14 protein-coding genes and 3 pseudogenes are annotated in these 21,798 nt (G+C 50.3%); 3 read left to right on the forward strand and 14 right to left on the reverse strand.

Going from position 1 to position 21,798, the window contains the following annotated elements; genetic code table 11:
- Positions 1 to 26: 26 nt before the first annotated feature.
- From ACJHWK_RS15905 to asd, 9 genes and pseudogenes are all read right to left on the reverse strand, one after another.
- Positions 27 to 632, reverse strand: a pseudogene (locus ACJHWK_RS15905) (hypothetical protein).
- A gap of 2 nt (positions 633 to 634) precedes the next feature.
- On the reverse strand, positions 635 to 1,402 hold the full coding sequence (locus ACJHWK_RS15910; protein ID WP_001521486.1) for a hypothetical protein: 768 nt from the start codon (positions 1,400 to 1,402) through the stop codon (positions 635 to 637).
- Between the two features lie 102 nt (positions 1,403 to 1,504).
- A pseudogene (locus ACJHWK_RS15915) lies at positions 1,505 to 3,013 on the reverse strand (PstS family phosphate ABC transporter substrate-binding protein).
- Positions 3,014 to 3,137: 124 nt separating this feature from the next.
- A complete protein-coding gene (gene glgP / locus ACJHWK_RS15920) occupies positions 3,138 to 5,585 on the reverse strand; it encodes a glycogen phosphorylase (RefSeq protein ID WP_000993442.1) in 2,448 nt (815 codons plus the stop codon).
- Positions 5,586 to 5,603: 18 nt separating this feature from the next.
- A complete protein-coding gene (gene glgA / locus ACJHWK_RS15925) occupies positions 5,604 to 7,037 on the reverse strand; it encodes a glycogen synthase GlgA (protein WP_001197646.1) in 1,434 nt (477 codons plus the stop codon).
- On the reverse strand, positions 7,037 to 8,332 hold the full coding sequence (gene glgC / locus ACJHWK_RS15930; RefSeq protein ID WP_000253975.1) for a glucose-1-phosphate adenylyltransferase: 1,296 nt from the start codon (positions 8,330 to 8,332) through the stop codon (positions 7,037 to 7,039). Before glgC ends, glgA begins: the two co-directional genes overlap by 1 nt.
- 17 nt (positions 8,333 to 8,349) lie before the next feature.
- A complete protein-coding gene (gene glgX / locus ACJHWK_RS15935) occupies positions 8,350 to 10,323 on the reverse strand; it encodes a glycogen debranching protein GlgX (protein WP_000192508.1) in 1,974 nt (657 codons plus the stop codon).
- On the reverse strand, positions 10,320 to 12,506 hold the full coding sequence (gene glgB, locus ACJHWK_RS15940) for a 1,4-alpha-glucan branching enzyme (RefSeq protein WP_001283726.1): 2,187 nt from the start codon (positions 12,504 to 12,506) through the stop codon (positions 10,320 to 10,322). Before glgB ends, glgX begins: the two co-directional genes overlap by 4 nt.
- 272 nt (positions 12,507 to 12,778) lie before the next feature.
- Positions 12,779 to 13,882, reverse strand: coding sequence for an aspartate-semialdehyde dehydrogenase (asd, locus tag ACJHWK_RS15945; RefSeq protein ID WP_000799956.1), 1,104 nt, complete (start codon positions 13,880 to 13,882; stop codon positions 12,779 to 12,781).
- A gap of 191 nt (positions 13,883 to 14,073) precedes the next feature.
- On the opposite strand from asd, the gene yhgN reads away from it, so the two are divergent.
- Positions 14,074 to 14,667: an NAAT family transporter YhgN gene (gene yhgN, locus ACJHWK_RS15950; protein WP_001002544.1), complete on the forward strand. Its 594-nt coding sequence runs from the start codon at positions 14,074 to 14,076 to the stop codon at positions 14,665 to 14,667.
- Between the two features lie 56 nt (positions 14,668 to 14,723).
- On the opposite strand, the gene gntU is transcribed toward yhgN, so the two are convergent.
- The 5 genes from gntU to ACJHWK_RS15975 form a co-directional block, all read right to left on the reverse strand.
- Positions 14,724 to 16,064: a gluconate transporter gene (gntU, locus tag ACJHWK_RS15955; protein WP_000210111.1), complete on the reverse strand. Its 1,341-nt coding sequence runs from the start codon at positions 16,062 to 16,064 to the stop codon at positions 14,724 to 14,726.
- A 3-nt stretch (positions 16,065 to 16,067) separates the two neighbouring features.
- Positions 16,068 to 16,595, reverse strand: a complete 528-nt coding sequence (gntK, locus tag ACJHWK_RS15960) for a gluconokinase (protein ID WP_000108330.1) — start codon at positions 16,593 to 16,595, stop codon at positions 16,068 to 16,070.
- 138 nt (positions 16,596 to 16,733) lie between these two features.
- Positions 16,734 to 17,729, reverse strand: coding sequence for a gluconate operon transcriptional repressor GntR (gene gntR, locus ACJHWK_RS15965; RefSeq protein WP_000730252.1), 996 nt, complete (start codon positions 17,727 to 17,729; stop codon positions 16,734 to 16,736).
- A gap of 223 nt (positions 17,730 to 17,952) precedes the next feature.
- Positions 17,953 to 18,648: a quercetin 2,3-dioxygenase gene (yhhW, locus tag ACJHWK_RS15970; RefSeq protein ID WP_000639811.1), complete on the reverse strand. Its 696-nt coding sequence runs from the start codon at positions 18,646 to 18,648 to the stop codon at positions 17,953 to 17,955.
- Between the two features lie 122 nt (positions 18,649 to 18,770).
- Positions 18,771 to 19,808, reverse strand: a complete 1,038-nt coding sequence (locus tag ACJHWK_RS15975; RefSeq protein WP_170886099.1) for an oxidoreductase — start codon at positions 19,806 to 19,808, stop codon at positions 18,771 to 18,773.
- 334 nt (positions 19,809 to 20,142) lie between these two features.
- Between ACJHWK_RS15975 and yhhY the strand changes: the two genes are divergently transcribed.
- Together yhhY and tssD are read left to right on the forward strand one after the other, a co-directional pair.
- Positions 20,143 to 20,631: an N-acetyltransferase gene (yhhY, locus tag ACJHWK_RS15980; protein WP_001445779.1), complete on the forward strand. Its 489-nt coding sequence runs from the start codon at positions 20,143 to 20,145 to the stop codon at positions 20,629 to 20,631.
- A 234-nt stretch (positions 20,632 to 20,865) separates the two neighbouring features.
- Positions 20,866 to 21,702: pseudogene (tssD, locus tag ACJHWK_RS15985) on the forward strand (type VI secretion system tube protein TssD); the annotation flags it as partial.
- Positions 21,703 to 21,798: the final 96 nt, after the last annotated feature.

Here is a 21,798-nt window from a genome sequence, read left to right on the forward strand (position 1 = left end):
CCGGGCTATTTGGATTCTTAGACTATTCATTGTAAATAATTGAATAACGGCCCCTGAGCTAAAATCGCCAAACTTAAGCACGTTACCCACTCACCCCACTTCTGCCTCTGGCTTCTATTTTTTCTGCACCAATGGCAATAATATCCCAATGCAAAACCAAGCTGTGCACTAATCGGGCCGACAAAATCAGTCCACGGCTGCGGCCAAAAAGGGGAAAAATTCAGGGGAGGCCAGACAAACGTAAGAAAGAAATTTCGGATATTTTCCTGCAACGCTGATTTCTCTGGAGAAATATAAAGAATGAAATTCGAGAGAATTAACCAGAAATAGACCGGAGAAAAGACCAGTCAGCAATGCAGTCTGTTTTTTAATTCAGGAGGCGTTCTGCGGGAGAATTGCCAACCGATGCCACCCATTACACTGAAAAAAAGTGCATATTCAACCATTAACTCAAGTTGTAATTCCTGAAGAGAAATACGCACAACCAGGAGCGGAAAGGAAAATATTATTTCTGCCAGAAAAGTTAACGTGAATATAAGTACGGCTAAGACAATAACCGTCGGCCATACCAATAATGGCACGATAACAAAACCGAGAATTACAGGGGGAATATAAAGCCGGAATTTAATCATTTTTATTTTCCTGGTGATTCGGATGATGCGTCATACATCGCGCATAAACACTCATCAATCATCCAGTCGTCTTCCCAGACCTGATAATGTGTGCCCTGTTCGGGCTGATTAAGCGGGTTCTCAATCGCCTGCCGCGCGCGTTCTTTCAGGATAGATTGATTATTACTAGCCCAAGTATTAGTTTGAGTGGTAATGGCTTTATCGATATCGTCCTGGTTATCTCTGATATAACCGTCACGATACGTATTCAATAAACAGGCAAGAGACGCTGCCGACCAAAAGCCGGGAACTGAAATAATGGCATCAAGCAATGGTGAAAGAGCGATATCGGCACGGAAAAACATTTCCAGCATGTACTGTAATTCGACAATTTCATCGCCGGATACCCAATCAGTCATATACTGGCAAGCAAATTGCTGCAATATTGCCCGTTCATCCTCACGCCAGTTTTCTTTACTGGCAAGATTTATACGCCGTAGAGAAAATACTTCGTGAATATTGTCAAATTGCCCCTGTGCAACAAACTCCAGTAAACGAGGAAGAAAATAACGAACCTCATCGCTGTTTTGCGGATCAGGTCCTGGACTACTATTCCAGGCATTGATTAAGGAATAAGGAATCGCTCGCAACGATGTATTCCGTAATGCTTTTTGTTCCTGTTGACTCAGGCAATATTCACAACAAACCACAAATTTCTGCGGCACCGGATAACGACGAAAAATATGATAAACCTGCTCAATTACTGCCTGCATAGCGGGGCTGGGTTGCATAATTACCCCCTCGCCCGCTGATCGTGCATAAACGGCTGATAGATAAAAAGGGCATTCGCCGCGTTCAGGAAAATATTAATGATATCCATATTGTAATCCTGCTTAATGCAACGTTTTATACAGCGGCACATATCCCACATCTTCTACCGGACTCTGCCCCTGCGGCGTTAAAAACCATTCGACCAGTTTTTGTGTTTCTGACGTTGTATTTTCTCTCGTCACCATAAATGCATCGACGATGTACGCATATTTGCCGTTGCGAATGTTTTCCGCCGTCGGTGTAATACCGTTAATCGCTAGCAATTTTATATTTTTATCAGCATTCATTTGCGTCGCGTAATAGCGGAAGGTATAGCCTATTGCGTTGTTTGTATTACGGTATTCGGCAACGACTTTAATCATTCCCTCCATCACGCTTGCCACTTCCGTTTCCTGCGGCGAGATCATGCGGACATTTTTCATGACCTGTGATTGCATCACTGTCTGGCTGCCAGAGTCTTCCGGGCGCTGCCAGGTCTGGATCTCCTGATCGTTACCGCCAACAGTACGCCAGTTGGTAATTGCACCACTGAAAATGTCACGCACCTGTTGTTCAGTCAGGGAATTAACCGGATTATCCGCATTGACGATGAAAACGAATGCTTCACGGGCAAAGGGGGTGTACAGCAAAGTGACACCAGATTCCTTTGCACGTTTTTTCTGCCCACCGGAAAGTTGCGCCACGAAAATAATATCAGCATCGCCCTTAACGATTTTGTTATATGCTTCTGGCGTACGAGAGTTATTCAGATAATCCCAAACGTGAAAATCCTCTGGTATTATGCTTAACGCATAAAAGGCAGAAGCTTAAATTGGGTACGCCGCCGTGGCACCATCGATTCGCGGCCAGTTTTGCGTAAACTGAATTTGCGGTTTGCCACGCAGCGGCGTCAGTCGATTATTGAGTTTATCGGGTCGCCAGGCCCAGATATCAATATTTTCACGTACACCAACACCAGGGTTTTGCTGCTTATATAAATGGGCCTGATACCCAGCGACAATACCAAGTAAGAGAAGTAGAAACAGGAGTAAGTTACGGCAACGTAGCCCGGACGTGCCGGTTAAAGGATGCCTTGTCGGCCAGCCGTATCCCAGCGAAAAACTGATATGCGTTCCAACGGGAATAATGACTATCCACCAGTACTCACCACCGAATAATGAGACTAACAAAACACCCAGCCAGGGAAGCATAAGATCTGCCAACCAACCTGAAACCATCTGGCGAAATTGATAATCTGCCAGATGTAGCGCGATTATCCAGCCAACCAGGATTAATAAAGCGGGAACTAAAAAAAGACATTGTCGCCAGGCGGCTATTTCTCTGTTTTCTGGTGCGCTATCACCCGCCCACACTCGCCCAGAGAAAAATAGCAGTAATGCGCCCAGCGTCAGCATAAAGACGTTGAGTAGAAGATAAATTGTTGGCGTAAAGAGTAAATTGCAAAACTCAAGAATAGCGGCAAGCCCGGCCCCCAGCATGGCAATAACCGCCGCCAAAAACTGCGCCAGAATGGGGATGCCGAAAAAAGTCATTACCAGCGAGGTCAAAATCCATTTTCTGTTTTGCATTATTCTTTCCATTCTTTCTGAATGGCGAAATTATACTCCCCGAGTCCCCTTGCCCCTTCTGGACACTTTTCCGAAATGATGGCGAAAAAAACGGGACCCTTTGGCCCCGTTCTATTTATTAGTGAAATTACAATCTCACCGGATCGATATGCCAGATATGATCAGCGTACTCTTTGATCGTACGGTCAGAAGAGAAGTAGCCCATATTGGCAATGTTTAGCATCGCTTTTGCGGTCCACTCTTCCTGACGCTCGTAGAGTTCGTCGACTTTATCCTGACAATCGACATAGCTGCGATAATCCGCCAGTACCTGGTAGTGATCGCCGAAGTTGATCAGCGAATCAACCAGATCGCGATAGCGACCCGGATCTTCCGGACTGAATACACCGCTGCCGATTTGCGTCAGCACCTGATGCAGCTCCTCATCTTTCTCGTAGTATTCACGCGGTTTGTAGCCCTGACGACGCAGTTCTTCCACTTCTTCCGCTGTATTACCAAAGATAAAGATATTGTCAGCACCGACATGATCCAGCATCTCGACATTCGCACCGTCCAGCGTACCGATGGTCAGCGCGCCGTTAAGCGCAAACTTCATGTTACTGGTGCCGGAAGCTTCCGTCCCCGCCAGCGAAATCTGTTCAGACAGATCGGCCGCCGGAATGATCAACTGCGCCAGGCTAACGCTGTAGTTCGGGATGAACACGACTTTCAGCTTGTCGCCAATCTGCGGATCGTTGTTGATCACTTTCGCTACGTCATTGATCAAATGAATAATGTGCTTCGCCATGTAATAGGCTGAAGCCGCCTTACCGCCAAAAATATTCACGCGCGGTACCCACTTCGCATCCGGGTCGGCCTTGATGCGGTTATAGCGGGTGATCACGTGCAACACATTCATCAATTGACGTTTGTATTCGTGAATACGTTTAATTTGCACATCGAACAGCGCTTTCGGATTTACCACCACATTCAGCTGCTGGGCGATATACTCCGCCAGACGCTTTTTGTTCTCCAGCTTCGCCTGATGCACAGCGTGATTAACCATTGGGAAATCACAGTGTTGTTGCAGCTCATTAAGCAGGCTAAGGTCGGTGCGCCAGTTACGGCCCAGGTGTTCGTCCAGCACGGCTGAAAGCGATGGGTTCGCAACCGCCAGCCAGCGACGCGGCGTCACACCGTTGGTGACGTTGGTGAAACGACCCGGGAAGATTTTCGCAAAGTCGGCAAACAACGATTGCACCATCAGGTTAGAGTGCAGTTCCGATACACCGTTAACTTTGTGGCTCACCACAACCGCCAGCCAGGCCATACGCACACGACGACCGTTGGATTCATCAATGATCGACGCCCGTCCCAGCAGATCGGTATCGTTCGGATACTGTTCCTGCAAGGTTTTCAGGAAATAGTCGTTAATTTCAAAGATGATCTGCAGATGACGCGGCAGAATTTTACCCAGCATATCAACCGGCCAGGTTTCCAACGCTTCGCTCATCAGCGTGTGGTTGGTGTAAGAGAAAACCTCGCAACAGACCCCAAACGCGTCGTCCCAACTAAATTGGTGCTCATCAATCAGCAGGCGCATCAACTCAGGAATCGACAGCACCGGATGGGTATCGTTGAGATGAATCGCGATTTTATCCGCCAGGTTATCGTAGGTTTTATGCAACTGATAATGGCGGCTTAAAATGTCCTGAATGGTCGAGGAAACCAGGAAGTATTCCTGACGCAGGCGCAGCTCACGCCCGGAGTAGGTGGAGTCGTCTGGATACAGTACGCGAGATACGTTCTCGGAGTGGTTTTTATCTTCCACTGCCGCGAAGTAGTCACCCTGGTTGAATTTACCGAGGTTAATTTCGCTACTGGCTTGCGCACTCCACAAACGCAGCGTGTTGGTCGCGTCAGTGTCGTAACCCGGGATAATCTGATCGTAAGCTACGCCCAGAATCTCTTCGGTTTCAATCCAGCGCGTTTTTTTACCTTCCTGCTGAATGCGACCGCCAAAACGGACTTTATAGCGCGTGTTGTGGCGTTTGAATTCCCACGGGTTACCGTATTCCAGCCAGTAGTCAGGTGACTCTTTCTGGCTACCGTTAACGATGTTCTGCTTGAACATACCGTAGTCATAGCGGATGCCGTAACCGCGCCCCGGCAACCCTAACGTCGCCAGAGAATCAAGGAAGCAAGCCGCCAGACGTCCCAGGCCACCATTACCGAGGCCCGGGTCATTTTCTTCATCAATCAGCTCTTCGAGATTTAACCCCATCGCTTCCAGTGCGCCCTGTACATCTTCGTAAATTCCTAGCGACAACATGGCGTTGGAAAGCGTACGGCCAATCAAAAACTCCATCGACAGGTAGTAAACCTGACGAGTTTCTTGCGACAACTGGGCACGGTTTGAACGTAACCAGCGCTCCACGAGACGATCGCGCACAGCAAATAACGTTGCGTTCAGCCATTCATGTTTATTGGCGACGACCGGGTCCTTTCCAATCGTAAACATCAGCTTGTAAGCGATAGAGTGCTTAAGAGCTTCTACGCTAAGCGTGGGCGATGAATATGTAAACGGAGCATTCATATAGGCGTTTCCTGAAAACTATTTCAAGCGATAGTAAAGCTCACGGTACGACTTCGCCGCGACCTGCCAGCTAAAATCCATTGCCATAGCCTGACGTTGCACAAACCGCCACAGTGAAGGACGGGACCACAGTACAAAAGCACGTCGAATAGCCCGTAACAGCGACCAGGCATTACTATCTTCAAAGACAAACCCACTGGCGACGCCATCTGCAAGGTTCTCAAGAGAACAGTCAGAAACCGTATCAGCAAGCCCACCGGTGCGCCGCACTAACGGCAGCGTACCGTACTTCAATCCATAAAGTTGCGTTAAGCCGCACGGTTCAAAACGGCTGGGCACCAGAATGACGTCCGCGCCGCCCATAATGCGATGCGAAAATGCTTCGTGATAGCCAATCTGAACGCCCACCTGGCCGGGGTATTCCGCTGCCGCCGCAAGGAAACCTTCCTGCAGCACAGGATCGCCCGCGCCGAGTAGCGCCAGTTGCCCGCCCTGCTCCAGAAGACCCGGTAAGGCCTCCAGCACCAGGTCGAGACCTTTCTGGCTGGTCAGACGGCTCACCACTGCAAAAAGCGGCACTTTATCGTCAACCTTAAGCCCCATTGCGATTTGTAACTGGCGCTTATTTTCCGCTTTATCTTCCAACGTATCGCGGGTGTAACGCGAGGCCAACAGTAAGTCCGTCTCTGGACTCCAGATTTTCTCGTCCACGCCGTTCAGTACGCCGGAAAGACGCCCTTCACGGTGACGCTGTTGCAACAGACCTTCCATACCGTAGGCAAACTGCGGTTCGGTGATCTCGCGAGCGTAGGTTGGACTGACTGCCGTAATGTGATCGGCATAGTACAGACCGGCCTTCAGAAAAGAGATTTGTCCGTTGAATTCCAGCCCATGAATATTAAAGAATGACCATGGCAATTGGATGTCATTCATGTGATGTGCATAAAACATGCCTTGATAGGCCAGGTTGTGCACAGTAAACACCGACTTCGCAGGACGCCCGCGCGCCGCCAGATACGCAGGCGCAAGGCCTGCATGCCAGTCGTGCGCATGCACCACATCAGGACGCCAGAATGGGTCAAGCCCGCTAGCCATTTCTGCCCCAACCCACCCCAGCAGCGCAAAACGCAATACGTTGTCGGTATAGGCAAATAAGTTGGTATCGTGATACGGGCTTCCCGGACGATCATAGAGATGCGGCGCGTCAATCAGGTAAATGCCAACCCCGTTGTAATGACCGAACAACAGCGTGATATGTCCGGCGAAGGTATCACGACGGGATACTACCTGCGCATCGGTCACGCCACGGCGAATATCGGGAAATGCAGGCAACAGTACGCGAGCGTCAACGCCATCTGCGATTTGTGCTGCGGGTAATGCCCCAATAACATCAGCCAGACCGCCGGTTTTAAGCAGCGGGAACATCTCTGAACATACATGTAAAACCTGCATTATCGCTCCTGTTTATGCCCTAACTTCCGTAGCATTTCGCGCGTTACCAGCACGATGCCTTCTTCTGAACGATAGAAACGACGTGCATCTTCCTCTGCGTTTTCACCAATCACCATGCCTTCCGGAATAACACAAGCACGATCGATGACGCAGCGGCGCAGACGGCACGAGCGACCTACCCATACTTCCGGTAACAATACGGCGGAATCAATGTTGCAGAATGAATTCACGCGAACGCGCGAGAACAGAACGGACTGCACCACCACCGAACCGGAGATCACACAACCGCCGGATACCAGTGAGTTAAGGGTCATCCCGTGGCTACCGGAGCGATCCTGCACGAATTTCGCTGGCGGTAATGATTCATTGTAGGTGCGAATTGGCCAATTGCGATCGTACATATCCAGTTCCGGCACCACAGAGGCCAGATCGAGGTTCGCTTTCCAGTAAGCTTCCAGCGTACCCACATCGCGCCAGTACGGCTCGGCATCCGGGTCGGATTGTACGCAAGAGAGCGGGAACGGGTGCGCATAGGCCAGACCGGCTTCGGTGATCTTGGGAATCAAATCTTTGCCAAAGTCGTGGCTGGAGTTCTCATCGCGATCGTCTTCTTCCAGCAGTTCATACAGATAGTCGGCGTCAAAGACGTAGATACCCATACTCGCCAGAGATTTGCTCGGATCGTTCGGCATTGACGGCGGGTTAGCTGGTTTTTCAACGAATTCGATAATTTTATCGTTCTCATCAACCGCCATAACGCCAAATGCGGAGGCTTCTTCAATCGGTACTGGCATACAAGCAACGGTGCAACGTGCGCCTTTTTCGACGTGGTCGATAAGCATACGCGAGTAGTCTTGCTTGTAGATATGGTCGCCCGCCAGGATCACCACGTATTCCGCTTTATAACGGCGGATAATGTCGAGGTTTTGGGTAACTGCATCTGCGGTGCCGCGATACCAGTTTTCCCCTTTCATTCTCTGCTGTGCTGGCAGCAGATCGACAAACTCGTTCATTTCTTCATTGAAGAATGACCAGCCGCGCTGAATGTGCTGCACCAGAGTGTGGGACTGGTACTGGGTGATCACGCCCATACGACGGATACCGGAGTTGATGCAGTTAGACAGCGCAAAGTCGATAATGCGGAACTTACCGCCGAAGTGTACGGCCGGTTTTGCTCGCTTATTGGTTAAATCCTTCAGGCGGGTACCACGTCCTCCCGCCAGTATCAGGGCAACAGATTTCAATGGCAGCTGGCGCGCCAACATTAAGTGATCGTTCTTCTCTAAACTAACCATGACTAACTCCTTTTTTATCATCTCTGGAACACACACAATCCGTGTGCAGGTCCCTGCCAGACAGCCGTAATCACTGGGTTATCCTCTCCAGCGAATGGGGGAATGGCGTGCCACTCCCCAGCAGGTAAAACAATCTCTGTTACCTCAAGCGTGGCGTTAATTGCGATCAAAAAGCGATCCGAGAGCAGAATTTGCAGCTGTTTCGGCCCGTTTTGCCACTCATCCGTGCTTAAAGGTTGAGCATATCGATTTAGCCAACGGACATTGCCGTCGCCTTCTTCCCACCAGCGATTCTCCACCAAAGCGGGAATGCGCTTGCGCAGATGGATTAACGCGGCGGTAAATGCGGTTAAACCACTGCTTGCCTGCGACCAGTCCAACCAGGTTAATTGGTTATCCTGACAGTAGGCATTGTTATTGCCATGCTGGCTGTGACCATGTTCGTCACCGGCCAGTAACATCGGCGTACCCTGGGAGAGCAACAACGTTGTTAACAGGGCGTGAATGCTGTCGCGACGCCGTTCAACCAGGTCAAGAGTACCGCCTAACCCTTCTTTACCATGATTGTTACTGTAATTGTTGTTGGTCCCGTCGCGATTTTCTTCTCCGTTTGCTTCATTGTGTTTATGGTTGAAGCAAACGCAGTCGCGAAGCGTAAAACCGTCATGCGCGGTGACGAGATTAATCGCGGCACTCGGCAGACGACCATTACGTTTAAAAACATCGCTGGAGGCAGCAAAACGCCCGGCAAACGCCCCCAGAGGCAAATCATAATGAAGCCAGAAACGACGGGCAGCATCGCGGAAATGATCGTTCCACTCGGCAAACAGCGGCGGGAAATTTCCCACCTGATAACCACCAGGAGCAATATCCCACGGTTCAGCAATTAACTTCACCTGCGAGAGCACCGGGCAGTTCTGGATAGCGGTAAACAACGGCGCATCCTGACGGAACTCTGGCGTACGGCCCATGACTGCCGCCAGATCAAAGCGGAAACCATCGACGTGGCAGGTTTCTACCCAATAACGCAGGCAGGCGCTGGCATAATCCACCACCGCCGGATGACTCAAATTGAGCGTGTTGCCACAACCGGTCCAGTTGTGATAATCGCCGTCTTCTCTTATCCAATAATAGCTACGGTTGTCGATCCCACGCAGAGAGAATAACGGGCCGTCGAGGTCCAGTTCCGCACTATGGTTGAGCACGATATCAAGAATGACTTCGATACCCGCTTTATGCAGTGCTTTGATTGCATCGCGAAACTCATCCAGCGCCGTTTCTGGGGAGCAGGCATACGCCGGATGCAGCGCAAACATCGCCACCGGGTTATAACCCCAGTAGTTACTTAGACCCATACGTTGCAGGCGTGGTTCGCTGGCAAACTGCGCCACCGGCAGCAGTTCCAGCGCGGTAATGCCCAACTGTTTCAAATAGTTGATCATCACCGGATGCCCCAGGGCTTTATAAGTGCCACGGATCTCGACCGGGATCTCCGGGTGCAGGTACGTTAATCCTTTGACATGGGCTTCATAAATGATGGTACTGCCCCACGGCGTGCGCGGCGGAGCATCATCCTCCCAGTCATAGTGATCAACCACCACTACGCATTTCGGCGCAATGGCGGCGTTGTCGCGATAGTCAGGTTCATTATGACCGGCGTGCAGCAGCGGGTTATCTTTAAATTCCCCGTCAATTTGCCGCGCGCAAGGATCAATCAACAACTTCGCCGGGTTAAAGCGATGCCCCTCGGCGGGTTGCCAGGGGCCATGAACGCGATAACCATAACGCAAACCCGGACGCGCATCCGGCAGATAACCGTGCCAAATGTCGCCACTGTGCCCTGGCAAGTCATAGCGATGTTCCTGGCCATTGGCGTCAAAGATACACAGTTCTACCCGCTCGGCATGAGCGGAGAAAAGTGTGAAGTTGACGCCCTGACCGTCGTAATGCGCGCCGAGGGGTGCGGGTTTGCCAATGGCGAGTTGTGTCATTCTGCCTCCCGAACCAGCCAGATAGTGGCCAGCGGTGGTAGTGTCAGGCTTAGTGAATGCTGACGACCGTGGCTGGCAATCTCATCGCTGTGTACCGTGCCGCCATTGCCGGCATTACTGCCGTGATAGTGCATGGAATCGGTATTGAGGATTTCACGCCATTTGCCCGGCTGGTTAATGCCGAAGCGATAATCATGACGCGGCACCGGAGTAAAGTTACTGGCAACGATGATTTCGTTACCCTCTTTATCGCGACGCACAAAGATCAGCACCGAGCGTTCTTTGTCATCCACCACCAGCCATTCAAAGCCGTACGGGTCAAAATCCAGTTCATGCATTGCTTTATGGTGGCGGTAGGTGAGGTTCAGATCGCGCACCAGACGCTGGACACCGTGGTGCCAGTTATCGCCGCCTTCCAACAGATGCCAGTCGAGGCTGGCGTCATGGTTCCACTCGCGGCCCTGGGCAAATTCATTCCCCATGAACAGCAATTTCTTGCCCGGGAATGCCCACATCCAGCCGTAGTAGGCGCGCAGGTTAGCGAATTTCTGCCATGCGTCGCCCGGCATCCGGTCGAGAATCGATTTTTTACCGTGGACCACTTCATCATGCGACAACGGCAGAACGAAGTTTTCAGTGTAGTTGTAGAGCATCCCGAAGGTCAGTTTATCGTGATGATACTGACGATAAACCGGGTCGAGCTTCATGTAGTCCAGGGTGTCATGCATCCAGCCTAGGTTCCACTTGTACCAGAAGCCCAGACCGCCCATGTCCTGCGGACGAGAAACGCCAGGGAAATCGGTAGACTCCTCCGCCATTGTCACCGCACCGGAAACCTGCTCACCAAGAATACGGTTGGTATTACGCAAGAATTCAATCGCTTCAAGATTCTCGCGCCCGCCAAATTCGTTCGGGATCCACTCCCCCTCTTTACGGCTGTAGTCACGATAAATCATTGACGCCACCGCATCGACGCGCAGCGCATCAATACCAAAACGTTCGATCCAGTAAAGCGCGTTACCGACAAGGAAGTTACTGACTTCACGGCGACCATAGTTGTAGATCAGCGTATTCCAGTCCTGATGATAGCCTTCGCGCGGATCGCTGTGTTCATACAAGTTCGTGCCATCAAATTCGGCAAGCGCAAAGTCATCGGTCGGGAAGTGGCCTGGCACCCAGTCGAGAATCACGTTCAGACCAGCTGCGTGTGCGGCATCAATGAAATAACGGAAGTCGTCGCGGGTACCAAAACGGCGGGTCGGTGCATACAGGCCGGTTGGCTGATAACCCCAACTGCCATCGAACGGATGCTCGTTAATGGGCAGCAGTTCGAGGTGGGTAAAGCCCATCCATTTAGCATAAGGCACCAGTTGATCGGCCAGCTCGCGGTAGCTTAACCAGAAATTGTTGTCGGTGTGGCGACGCCAGGAGCCCAGGTGAACTTCATAAATAGAGATTGGCGCATCAAACTGATTCGCTTTTTTGCGCTCTTCAGTCTGCACAACCTTTTCCGGTAGCCCGCAAATAAGAGACGCGGTTTCCGGGCGCATTTGCGCTTCGAAGGCATAAGGGTCGGACTTCAGACGCAAGTTGCCATTGGCATCAATCATCTCGTATTTATAGAGCTGACCGTTATGCGCCCCAGGGATAAACAGTTCCCAGATGCCGCTCTCTTTACGCAGACGCATCGGGTGACGGCGACCGTCCCAGTAGTTGAATTGCCCAACCACCGAGACCCGACGGGCGTTTGGAGCCCAGACAGAGAAACGCGTACCTGTGACGCCATCCATAGTATCTGCATGCGCGCCTAAGGTTTCATACGGGCGCAGGTGAGTACCTTCAGATAATAGCCAGGCATCCATTTCCTGGATTAGCGGACCAAAACGGTAAGGATCATCTATCAGGTTTTGCTGACCATGCCAGACAACAGCCAACTGATAGCGGAAAAAATTCTTACGTCGCGGAATGACACCGCTAAAGAATCCACGGGAGTCGAGACACTCCAGTTTTGCGAGTTTGCGCCCGGTTTTCGGTTCAATCACCCACACATCGGTAGCGTCGGGTAAAAGGGCACGGACTTCCAGTCCCGCGGTGGTTTTATGCATCCCCAGTACGGAAAAAGGATCCGCAAAATGGCCTGCAATTAGCGCGTTAATCACGTCTCTATCGATACGATCGGACATGCTTGTCTTCCTGTTTTATTGTGTCACCCCATCCAACTGGATTTTTGACTTCTGGTTGTGACATTTTTTTGACCTGAACGGCGCAGCACTCTGTGCATCCTCTCTGCGTCGTCCTCACTTCAGGTAAGGCTGTGAATACTCATGTATTCAGCCACCCTTAAAGAATAGCCAATGCTCTATTTAACTCCCGGTAAATCATGAAACATCTGCGCTTACTCCTGTATTACGCACTAACAGGGGCGGCATCGCGCCCCAGATTTAATGAATAAAGATTACGCCAGTTGACGAAGCATCCGACGCAGCGGCTCCGCGGCCCCCCACAGCAGCTGGTCGCCCACGGTAAAGGCTGACAGGAACTCTGGTCCCATATTCAGCTTACGCAGGCGGCCTACCGGCGTGGTCAGCGTGCCGGTAACGGCAGCTGGGGTTAGCTCACGCATAGTGATTTCCCGATCGTTCGGAACGACTTTCGCCCACGGATTGTGTGCAGCCAGCAGTTCTTCCACGGTCGGAATAGACACATCTTTTTTCAATTTAATAGTGAATGCCTGGCTGTGGCAGCGCAATGCCCCGACACGCACACATAAACCATCTACCGGAATTACGGAAGATGTGTTGAGGATCTTGTTGGTTTCCGCCTGCCCTTTCCACTCTTCGCGGCTCTGACCGTTATCGAGCTGTTTGTCGATCCACGGAATCAGGCTACCCGCCAGCGGCACGCCAAAGTTATCCACCGGCAGCTCACCGCTACGGGTTAAGGTTGTGACTTTGCGTTCGATATCGAGAATAGCAGAGGACGGGGTCGCGAGTTCATCTGCCACATGGCCATACAGATGGCCCATCTGGGTTAATAACTCACGCATATGTCGCGCACCACCGCCGGAAGCGGCCTGGTAGGTTGCAACGGACACCCAATCAACAAGATCATTGGCGAATAAACCACCCAACGACATCAACATCAGGCTTACGGTACAGTTGCCGCCAACAAAAGTCCTGATGCCATTATTTAATCCGTCGGTAATGACGTCCTGATTGACGGGGTCAAGAATGATGATGGCGTCATCTTTCATGCGCAGAGATGATGCTGCGTCAATCCAGTAACCTTGCCATCCGCTTTCACGAAGCTTTGGATAGATTTCGTTGGTATAATCGCCGCCCTGACAGGTCACAATGATATCGAGGGCCTTTAGCGCCTCCAGATCAAAGGCATCCTGAAGTGTGCCAGTGGTTCCGCCAAAAGACGGCGCAGCCTGACCAAGCTGAGAAGTAGAAAAGAAGACAGGGCGAATGGCGTCGAAGTCGCGCTCTTCAACCATGCGTTGCATGAGAACGGAGCCGACCATACCGCGCCAGCCGATAAAACCAACATTTTTCATAAGCGTTTTTTCCTGCAAAGATGTGTGCTGTATAAATGTGCCGGTCTCCTCTTGGCACATCTTTCACCATACAAAAAGCAGCCAAAGTCGCAAGTGAAATTAATCAATGATAGCGAAGCCATCAGTAATGCGACTTATCCTGCTTTGTTAGCACGCAGAAAGTCCGCGGCAATTATCAGGGAATTTGAGTTATGAATGAAATCATTTCTGCAGCAGTTTTATTGATCCTGATTATGGATCCGCTCGGAAACCTACCTATTTTCATGTCCGTACTGAAACATACTGAACCGAAAAGACGGCGGGCAATCATGGTGCGAGAGTTGCTTATTGCTCTCCTGGTGATGCTGGTGTTCCTGTTTGCGGGTGAGAAAATTCTGGCATTTCTTAGCCTGCGGGCAGAAACCGTCTCCATTTCTGGCGGCATCATTCTGTTTCTGATCGCCATTAAGATGATTTTCCCCAGTGCTTCAGGAAATAGCAGCGGGCTTCCGGCAGGTGAAGAGCCGTTTATCGTGCCGTTGGCAATTCCGTTAGTCGCCGGGCCGACTATTCTCGCCACGCTGATGTTGTTGTCTCATCAGTACCCGAATCAGATGGGACATCTGGTAATTGCTCTGCTACTGGCCTGGGGCGGCACCTTTGTCATCCTGCTACAGTCTTCGCTATTTTTACGTCTGCTGGGCGAGAAAGGGGTGAACGCACTTGAACGCCTGATGGGATTGATTCTGGTGATGATGGCAACTCAGATGTTCCTCGACGGCATTCGAATGTGGATGAAGGGGTAACGAGGAGAGTTTTTCGAAAAGAGCCCGGTAGCGTCACAACTACCGGGCGAACAAACTTAACTCAACAGCTGGAAAGCAATCATCCCAACGATGGCACCAACAGTGCCGAGGATGGTTTCCATCATGGTCCAGGTTTTCAGCGTTTCGGCTTCGGTCGCGCCGGTAAATTTACCGAACAACCAGAAACCGGCGTCGTTAACGTGGCTGACAACAATCGAACCACCGGCGATACAAATCGACAGCGCCGCCATTTGCGCACCGGAGTAGTTCAGTTGTTCAATAACCGGCATCACCAGTCCCACCGCCGTTAAACAGGCAACGGTGGCAGAACCCTGAATGATACGCACCGCCGCAGCCAGCACAAAGCAGGTGATGGCAATCGGCAGGCCCATGCCGGTTAACGCTTCGCCCAGTGCCGGACCTACGCCAGAGTCAACCAGCACCTGTTTGAACACGCCGCCTGCACCAATCACCAGCAGAATGATCCCCGCCGGTTGCAGCGCGTGACCGCAAATCTCCATCACTTTGTCTTTTGGCATGCCCTGACGCATTGCCAGGCCATAAATCGCTACCAGACAAGCAACCAGAATCGCGGTAAACGGATGACCAATAAACTCGAACCATTCGTAAGCGGTAGAGCCTTCTGGCACAAAACGCGCGGCAATGGTTTTCAGCCCTACCAGCACCAGCGGCAACAGGATCAGCGACAGGCTGAATCCGAAAGATGGCATTTTGCCTTCGCCGAGATGCGGTTCGCTGATGTCGTCAGGAATATGCAACTCCACGTAGCGGCTGATGAAATTACCCCACAGCGGCCCGGCAATAATCATTCCCGGAATTGCCGCACACAGGCCAATCAGGATCATCCAGCCAAAGTCGGCGTTCATCTGCGATGCCAGCAGCATTGGCGCTGGCCCCGGTACCAGGAACGCAGCCGCGGCCGCCACGCCTGCGAATAATGGGATTACCAGTTTCACCAGGTTCGTACCGGTGTGGCGCGCCATTGAGAAAGCAACGCTAATCAGCAGAACAATCGCCACTTCAAAGAACAGCGGTAGCGCACAAACCAGCCCCGCAAGGCCGATGGCATAATGTGCTCGGCTGTGACCGAAGGATTTGAGCATTTTGACGGCAATCTGATCGACTGCGCCAGTTTCATGTAAGATCTTGCCAAACATAGCTCCCAGGGCGACAACCACCGCCAGGAAGCCGAGGGTGCCTCCCATCCCTTTTTCCATCGTCGCTGCGATTTTATCGAGCGGCATACCGGAAAAAAGGCCAGCCCCCATGGACACCACCATCAAAGCCAGGAAAGCGTGCATACGCGCCTTCATGACTAAAAACAGCAGCAGTAAAACAGACCCTACTGCTGTTAAAACAAGCGTTAATGTAGTCACTACTTATTTGCCTTTTTTAATAACCTCAATGGTGCTTGCCACAACACCTTCCAGCGGTTGATCGATATCCACCACCAGTACATCGGTTTCGTCCGCACCCGGCTCCTGCAGCGTTTCAAACTGCGTCACCAACATTTGGGTTTTAAAGAAATGGCCTTTGCGCGCTTTCAGGCGGCTTTCAATCACATCAAAATCGCCTTTCAGGTAGATGAACGAGAGATTCGGATTACCTTCACGCAGCAAGTCGCGATAGTGTTTTTTCAGTGCAGAACAGACGATCAGCGACACTTTATTGGTGCGCTGCATAGCAAACGCGGCGTCGTTCAGCGCCTGCAACCACGGTTTGCGATCGTCGTCATTCAGCGGTTCACCAGACGCCATTTTTTCGATATTGCGCCTTGGATGGAGGAAATCGCCATCAAGAAACGCGGCATGAAGTTGATGCGCCACTTCACTGGCGACCGCAGATTTGCCGCTGCCCGATACGCCCATCAAGACGTAAATGTGGTGATCATGGTTAGTCGTGCTCAAAGTGGTGCCCCCACAATACAAGAAATAAAAATGTTACGGGTAACTGTTATCGGTAACATTGTCCGGCCGGACAATATCAGAAGCAATATCCATCCGTGCCTTAAGTGTATAAGTGTGAGCTACTTCAAATTTGTGGGCTTAAATAGATCCGCCCGGTGACAAGGTGAAACCTAAATCTAACATTTTCGGTGTCACAGATTCGCCACGAATACGCGCCAGCAGGCGTTCAGCGCCAATACTGCCCATCCGCTCACGCGGCGTCAGTACGCTCGCCAACCGTGGTTCCATCACCTGACCAATGTCATGACCATGGAAACCGGCAATCGCCATATCGTCAGGAACTTTCAACCCCAGACGCTGGCATTCAAACGCCGCGCCGACCGCCAGGTCATCATTAGTACAGAACACGCCATCCAGCTGCGGATATTCCCGCCTCGCCTGGCGAATCAGTTCAATACCGGAAGAGTAAGAAGAAGATTGCTCAACCATCACGCTATACGGCACCAGGCCTGCATCCAGCATCGCCTGTTCGTATCCCTTCTGTTTGATGATAGTACGTTCGTCGAGACGTGCGCCGAGATAGGCAATGTGGCGATGCCCGCGAGCAATAATGGCGGTGGTCATCTGGCGTGCCGCTTCAAAGTTATCAAAACCGACGGCAATATCGAGGCACGGCGACTTGCTGTCCATCAACTCCACCACCGGAATCCCCGCCACTTCAATCATCTTTAAGGTGCGCGGCGTGTGGGTACGTTCGGTGAGGATCAGTCCGTCGATATTCCATGAGAGCATTGATTCGAGGCGTTCTTGCTCCATTTCCGGTTTATAACCGTAGTGGGCCAGCATGGTCTGATAACCGTGCGCGTCGGTGACGCTTTCGATTCCGCGTAATACTTCCGCGAAAACCTGGTTGGTGAGAGAAGGTAACAGGACGCCAATCGCCCGGCTGGTGGCGTTAGAGAGGATATCGGGCGCGCGATTGGGAATATAACCCAGTTCATCAAGAGCGGCGGCAATCTTGCCGCGTAGAGCGACGGAAACCTGCTCCGGGTTACGCAAAAAGCGGCTGACCGTCATTTTGGTCACGCCTACACGGTCAGCCACATCCTGAAGTACGGGTCTTTTCTTTTTCATCGTCCTGAAGGTACAAAAGAGATAGATTCTCTTAGTTTAACACGGACGCATCAGAACCTTCCCGGGGAAAACAGTGCTTGTTTACAATTATTAGATATACACTAAATCAATTGCATCGCATTGTGCTAACGACGCGGCAAAACCCCGGAAGCGTACATCAGCACGCGACCGGAGCGAGCGAGGAAGCCTGCAAAAAGGCAGGCTTCAAAGATGCCGTTGAGTTTTAAACCGGCGGCAGATCGAACAGTAACACTTCGCTGTCGCTATCCGCATGAATGGAGATTGCCTGCTCATCCCAGATTGCCAGACCATCACTGGTCGAGGCTTTCACGCCGTTAATGGTGACATTGCCTTTCACCACCTGGATCCAGACGCGGCGTTCAGCGGCAATCTGATGCACCGACTGCTCATCTTTCAGCAATGCCCAACGATACAGTTCCATATCCTGATGCACTTTCAGCGAACCATCTCGCGCATCCGGCGAGAGCACCAGCTGTTTGCCCTGTACGGCATCGAAGCGACGCTGTTCATAACGCGGCGTAATACCGTTTTCTTCCGGCATGATCCAGATTTGATACAGATGCAGACGCTCGGTGCTGCTTGGGTTGTACTCTGAGTGACGAATACCCGTACCCGCACTCATAATCTGGAACTCACCCGCCGGAACCTGCTCTTTATTGCCCATGCTGTCCTGATGCTCAACAGTACCTTCCAGCACGTAGGTCAAAATTTCCATATCTTTATGCGGGTGAGTGCCGAAGCCCTGCCCTGCTTCAATCACGTCGTCGTTAATCACGCGCAGCGCGGAGAAGCCCATAAAGTTCGGATCGTAATAGTTGGCAAAAGAGAAAGTATGCCAGGAGTCCAGCCAGCCATGATTTGCATGACCACGTTCATTTGCTTTGCGTAAGTAGATCATTTTTATTCGCCCCCTGAATGATTTCGATGGGCTTAGTGTGGACCCGATCCGCCTGGGATGATAGAGGGTGAAAATTGACCCCTCTGTTCAAAAAAATTGAACTATTCGAGGGGCCATCAAACTTACTTCGCGAGAGTCACTGTGGAGGGAGAGGCTTGCTCAAATCCTCGTTCAAGGATTTCCAGATTGGTAAGAACTTCAGATTCCTTGACGTAATTTGGCGCACCGTTGGTGATGGTTTGATACAACGCATCATAAACGCGCCCGTAATCGCCCATCTCCGGCTTCATCTCTTCTCTGACCGTCACACCCTCGTCATTGACATACTCCAGCACACCGACCGAATCATCCGCTGCGAATCCCGGTTCGCCCGGCATAATATTAGCCTTGAGGCTGGTTTCCTGCTGGTCGATACCGTATTTAATAAACGAACCTTTCTTACCGTGAACGATAAATTTCGGATAATCGATTTTCACCAGATGGCTGGTTTTGACGATGGCTTTCAGGTCGCCATAAAACAGCTGCGCTTCAAAGGTGTCGTCAGGATTGGCTTTATTACGCAGGCTGCGGATGTCATAAGCGACGTGATCCGGGCGACCGAACAGAGAAATAATCTGGTCCATCGTATGCACACCAAGACCATAGAACGCGCCATCCTGCGGCAGCCCAGGTTTGGTTTCTGCCACCGGGCGGTAATAGTCAAAATGGCTTTCCACTTCGACAATCTCTCCCAACTTGCCACTTTCAATCGCTTTTTTCGCTGTCAGGAAGCAGGAATCAAAACGACGATTCTGATACGGCGTGACGGTCAGTCCTTTGCTTTTCGCCAGCGCAAACAGCTCCTTCGCCTGGGCAAGCGTCGGGGTGAACGGTTTTTCGACCAGCACATTTTTCCCGGCTTCCAGCGCGCGCTTCGCGTACTCGAAGTGGCTGTCTGCATGGGTGTAGACCACAACCAGCTTAACATCGGGATCGTTTAGTACTTCGTCGAGATCGCTGGTGAAATGGATATGAGAGTAAATGGGGGCCTGTTCTTCCGGCTTCGCATGGCGGCGAAAAATATGCGCGACATGCCAGCTATCCTTGCGGTTAAGTACATACGGCAGATGGTAACGGGTGGTGCTTTTGCCGAAGCCAATAAAGGCGCAGTTGATGACCATGATTTCGTCCTTTTTAAGGTGATTATTTACACCTTAGCGCAAAGCGGACGTGGTTCCTACCGGAGTGCGCATAACGAACACAAGCACTTCCCGTGGATAAATTGAAAACGAAAGATCAAAAAAAAAGCCAGCACCCGGCTGGCTAAGTAATACTGGAAGCAATGTGAGCAATGTCGTGCTTTCAGGTTCTCCGCGAGGGTCTTCCTGATCGCAAGACAATAATAATCATTCTCATTCGCACTTGTCCAACACTTTTTGCAAAAAAAATGCATTTGACTCACATTTGAAAGTCAATGATGTTGAAAGGGACATTTACCCCAAAGAGGACAAAGGAATGAGTGAGATAGTGATACGCCATGCTGAAACGCGCGATTACGAGGCCATCAGGCAGATTCACGCCCAGCCGGAGGTGTATTGCAACACGCTACAGGTGCCTCATCCTTCCGATCATATGTGGCAGGAGCGACTCGCCGATCGTCCCGGCATCAAGCAACTCGTCGCCTGTATTGATGGAGACGTCGTGGGCCATCTCACCATTGACGTGCAACAGCGCCCACGCCGCAGTCATGTTGCAGATTTTGGTATTTGTGTCGACTCCCGTTGGAAGAATCGCGGCGTCGCCAGCGCCCTGATGCGAGAGATGATTGAAATGTGCGACAACTGGTTGCGGGTAGATCGTATTGAGCTAACGGTGTTCATCGATAACGCGCCAGCAATTAAGGTCTATAAAAAATTTGGATTTGAGATTGAAGGGACTGGCAAGAAGTACGCATTACGTAATGGTGAATATGTCGATGCGTATTATATGGCGCGGGTGAAGTAAGATAGTGCCCTTTTTCTGAGATGGAAAAAGGGTGTCATTCAAAATCGGCATACCTTCCTTTAATGTATTTATTTTCCCAATAAATATATAAGATTTACCTCATAATTACGTCCTAAAGTGTAATATTTTATTATTAATATATACGCCTACAATTTCCTGGAGTAAATAAATAACAATTAACAAGCATAATAGTGCCATTAATAAAATAGCATGCCATAAAAGGACTTTTCAGGGATGAGTAATATTGTTTACCTGACAGTAACGGGAGAACAACAAGGAAACATCTCCGCAGGTTGTGGGACTACTGAATCTATAGGTAATCGCTGGCAGAGTGGGCATGAGGATGAAATATTTACATTCTCACTCGCAAATAGAATTACTAATACGGGACTTGGTTCACAGTTACAGGGTATGACATTTTGTAAATTAATTGATAAAAGCACTCCATTACTTATTAATTCCATTAACAATAATGAGCAATTATTTATGGAATTTGACTTTTATAGAATCAATAGATTTGGTAGATGGGAAAAGTATTATTATATACAACTAAGAGGCGCTTTTTTATCGGCTATTCATCATCAGATCATTCAAAATCAACTGGATACAGAAACAATAACTGTTAGTTATGAATTTATCCTCTGTCAACATCTTATCGCAAATACCGAGTTCAGCTATTTGGCACTCCCTGAAAATTATAACCGTTTGTTTTTACCAAATTCAAAAAACCAAACAAATAATCGTTTCAAAACGTTAAACAGCAAAGCTATTGGCAGGCTACTTGCTGCTGGTGGCGTATACAATGGGAACATTGAAGGATTCAGAGATACTGCGGAAAAACTGGGTGGAGATGCAATAAAAGGCTATGATCAAATACTAAATGAAAAAACAGCGGGCATAGCGATAGCAACAGCATCTATTCTTTTAACAAAGCGTTCTAATGTTAATACATATACAGAAATAAATAGTTACTTAGGCAAACTTAGAGGTCAACAAAAACTTCTTGATGGTATAGACATAATAGAAATAATATACATTAAGAGACCTTCAAAAGACTTAGGGAAGGTGCGAATAAGCGGGGAAATACTTCTCGGCTGACTCAGTCATTTCATTTCTTCATGTTTGAGCCGATTTTTTCTCCCGTAAATGCCTTGAATCAGCCTATTT

The sequence above is a fragment of the Escherichia sp. WS547 genome, assembly GCF_046486065.1.
In the GTDB taxonomy this organism is placed as follows: Bacteria; Pseudomonadota; Gammaproteobacteria; order Enterobacterales; family Enterobacteriaceae; genus Escherichia; species Escherichia coli.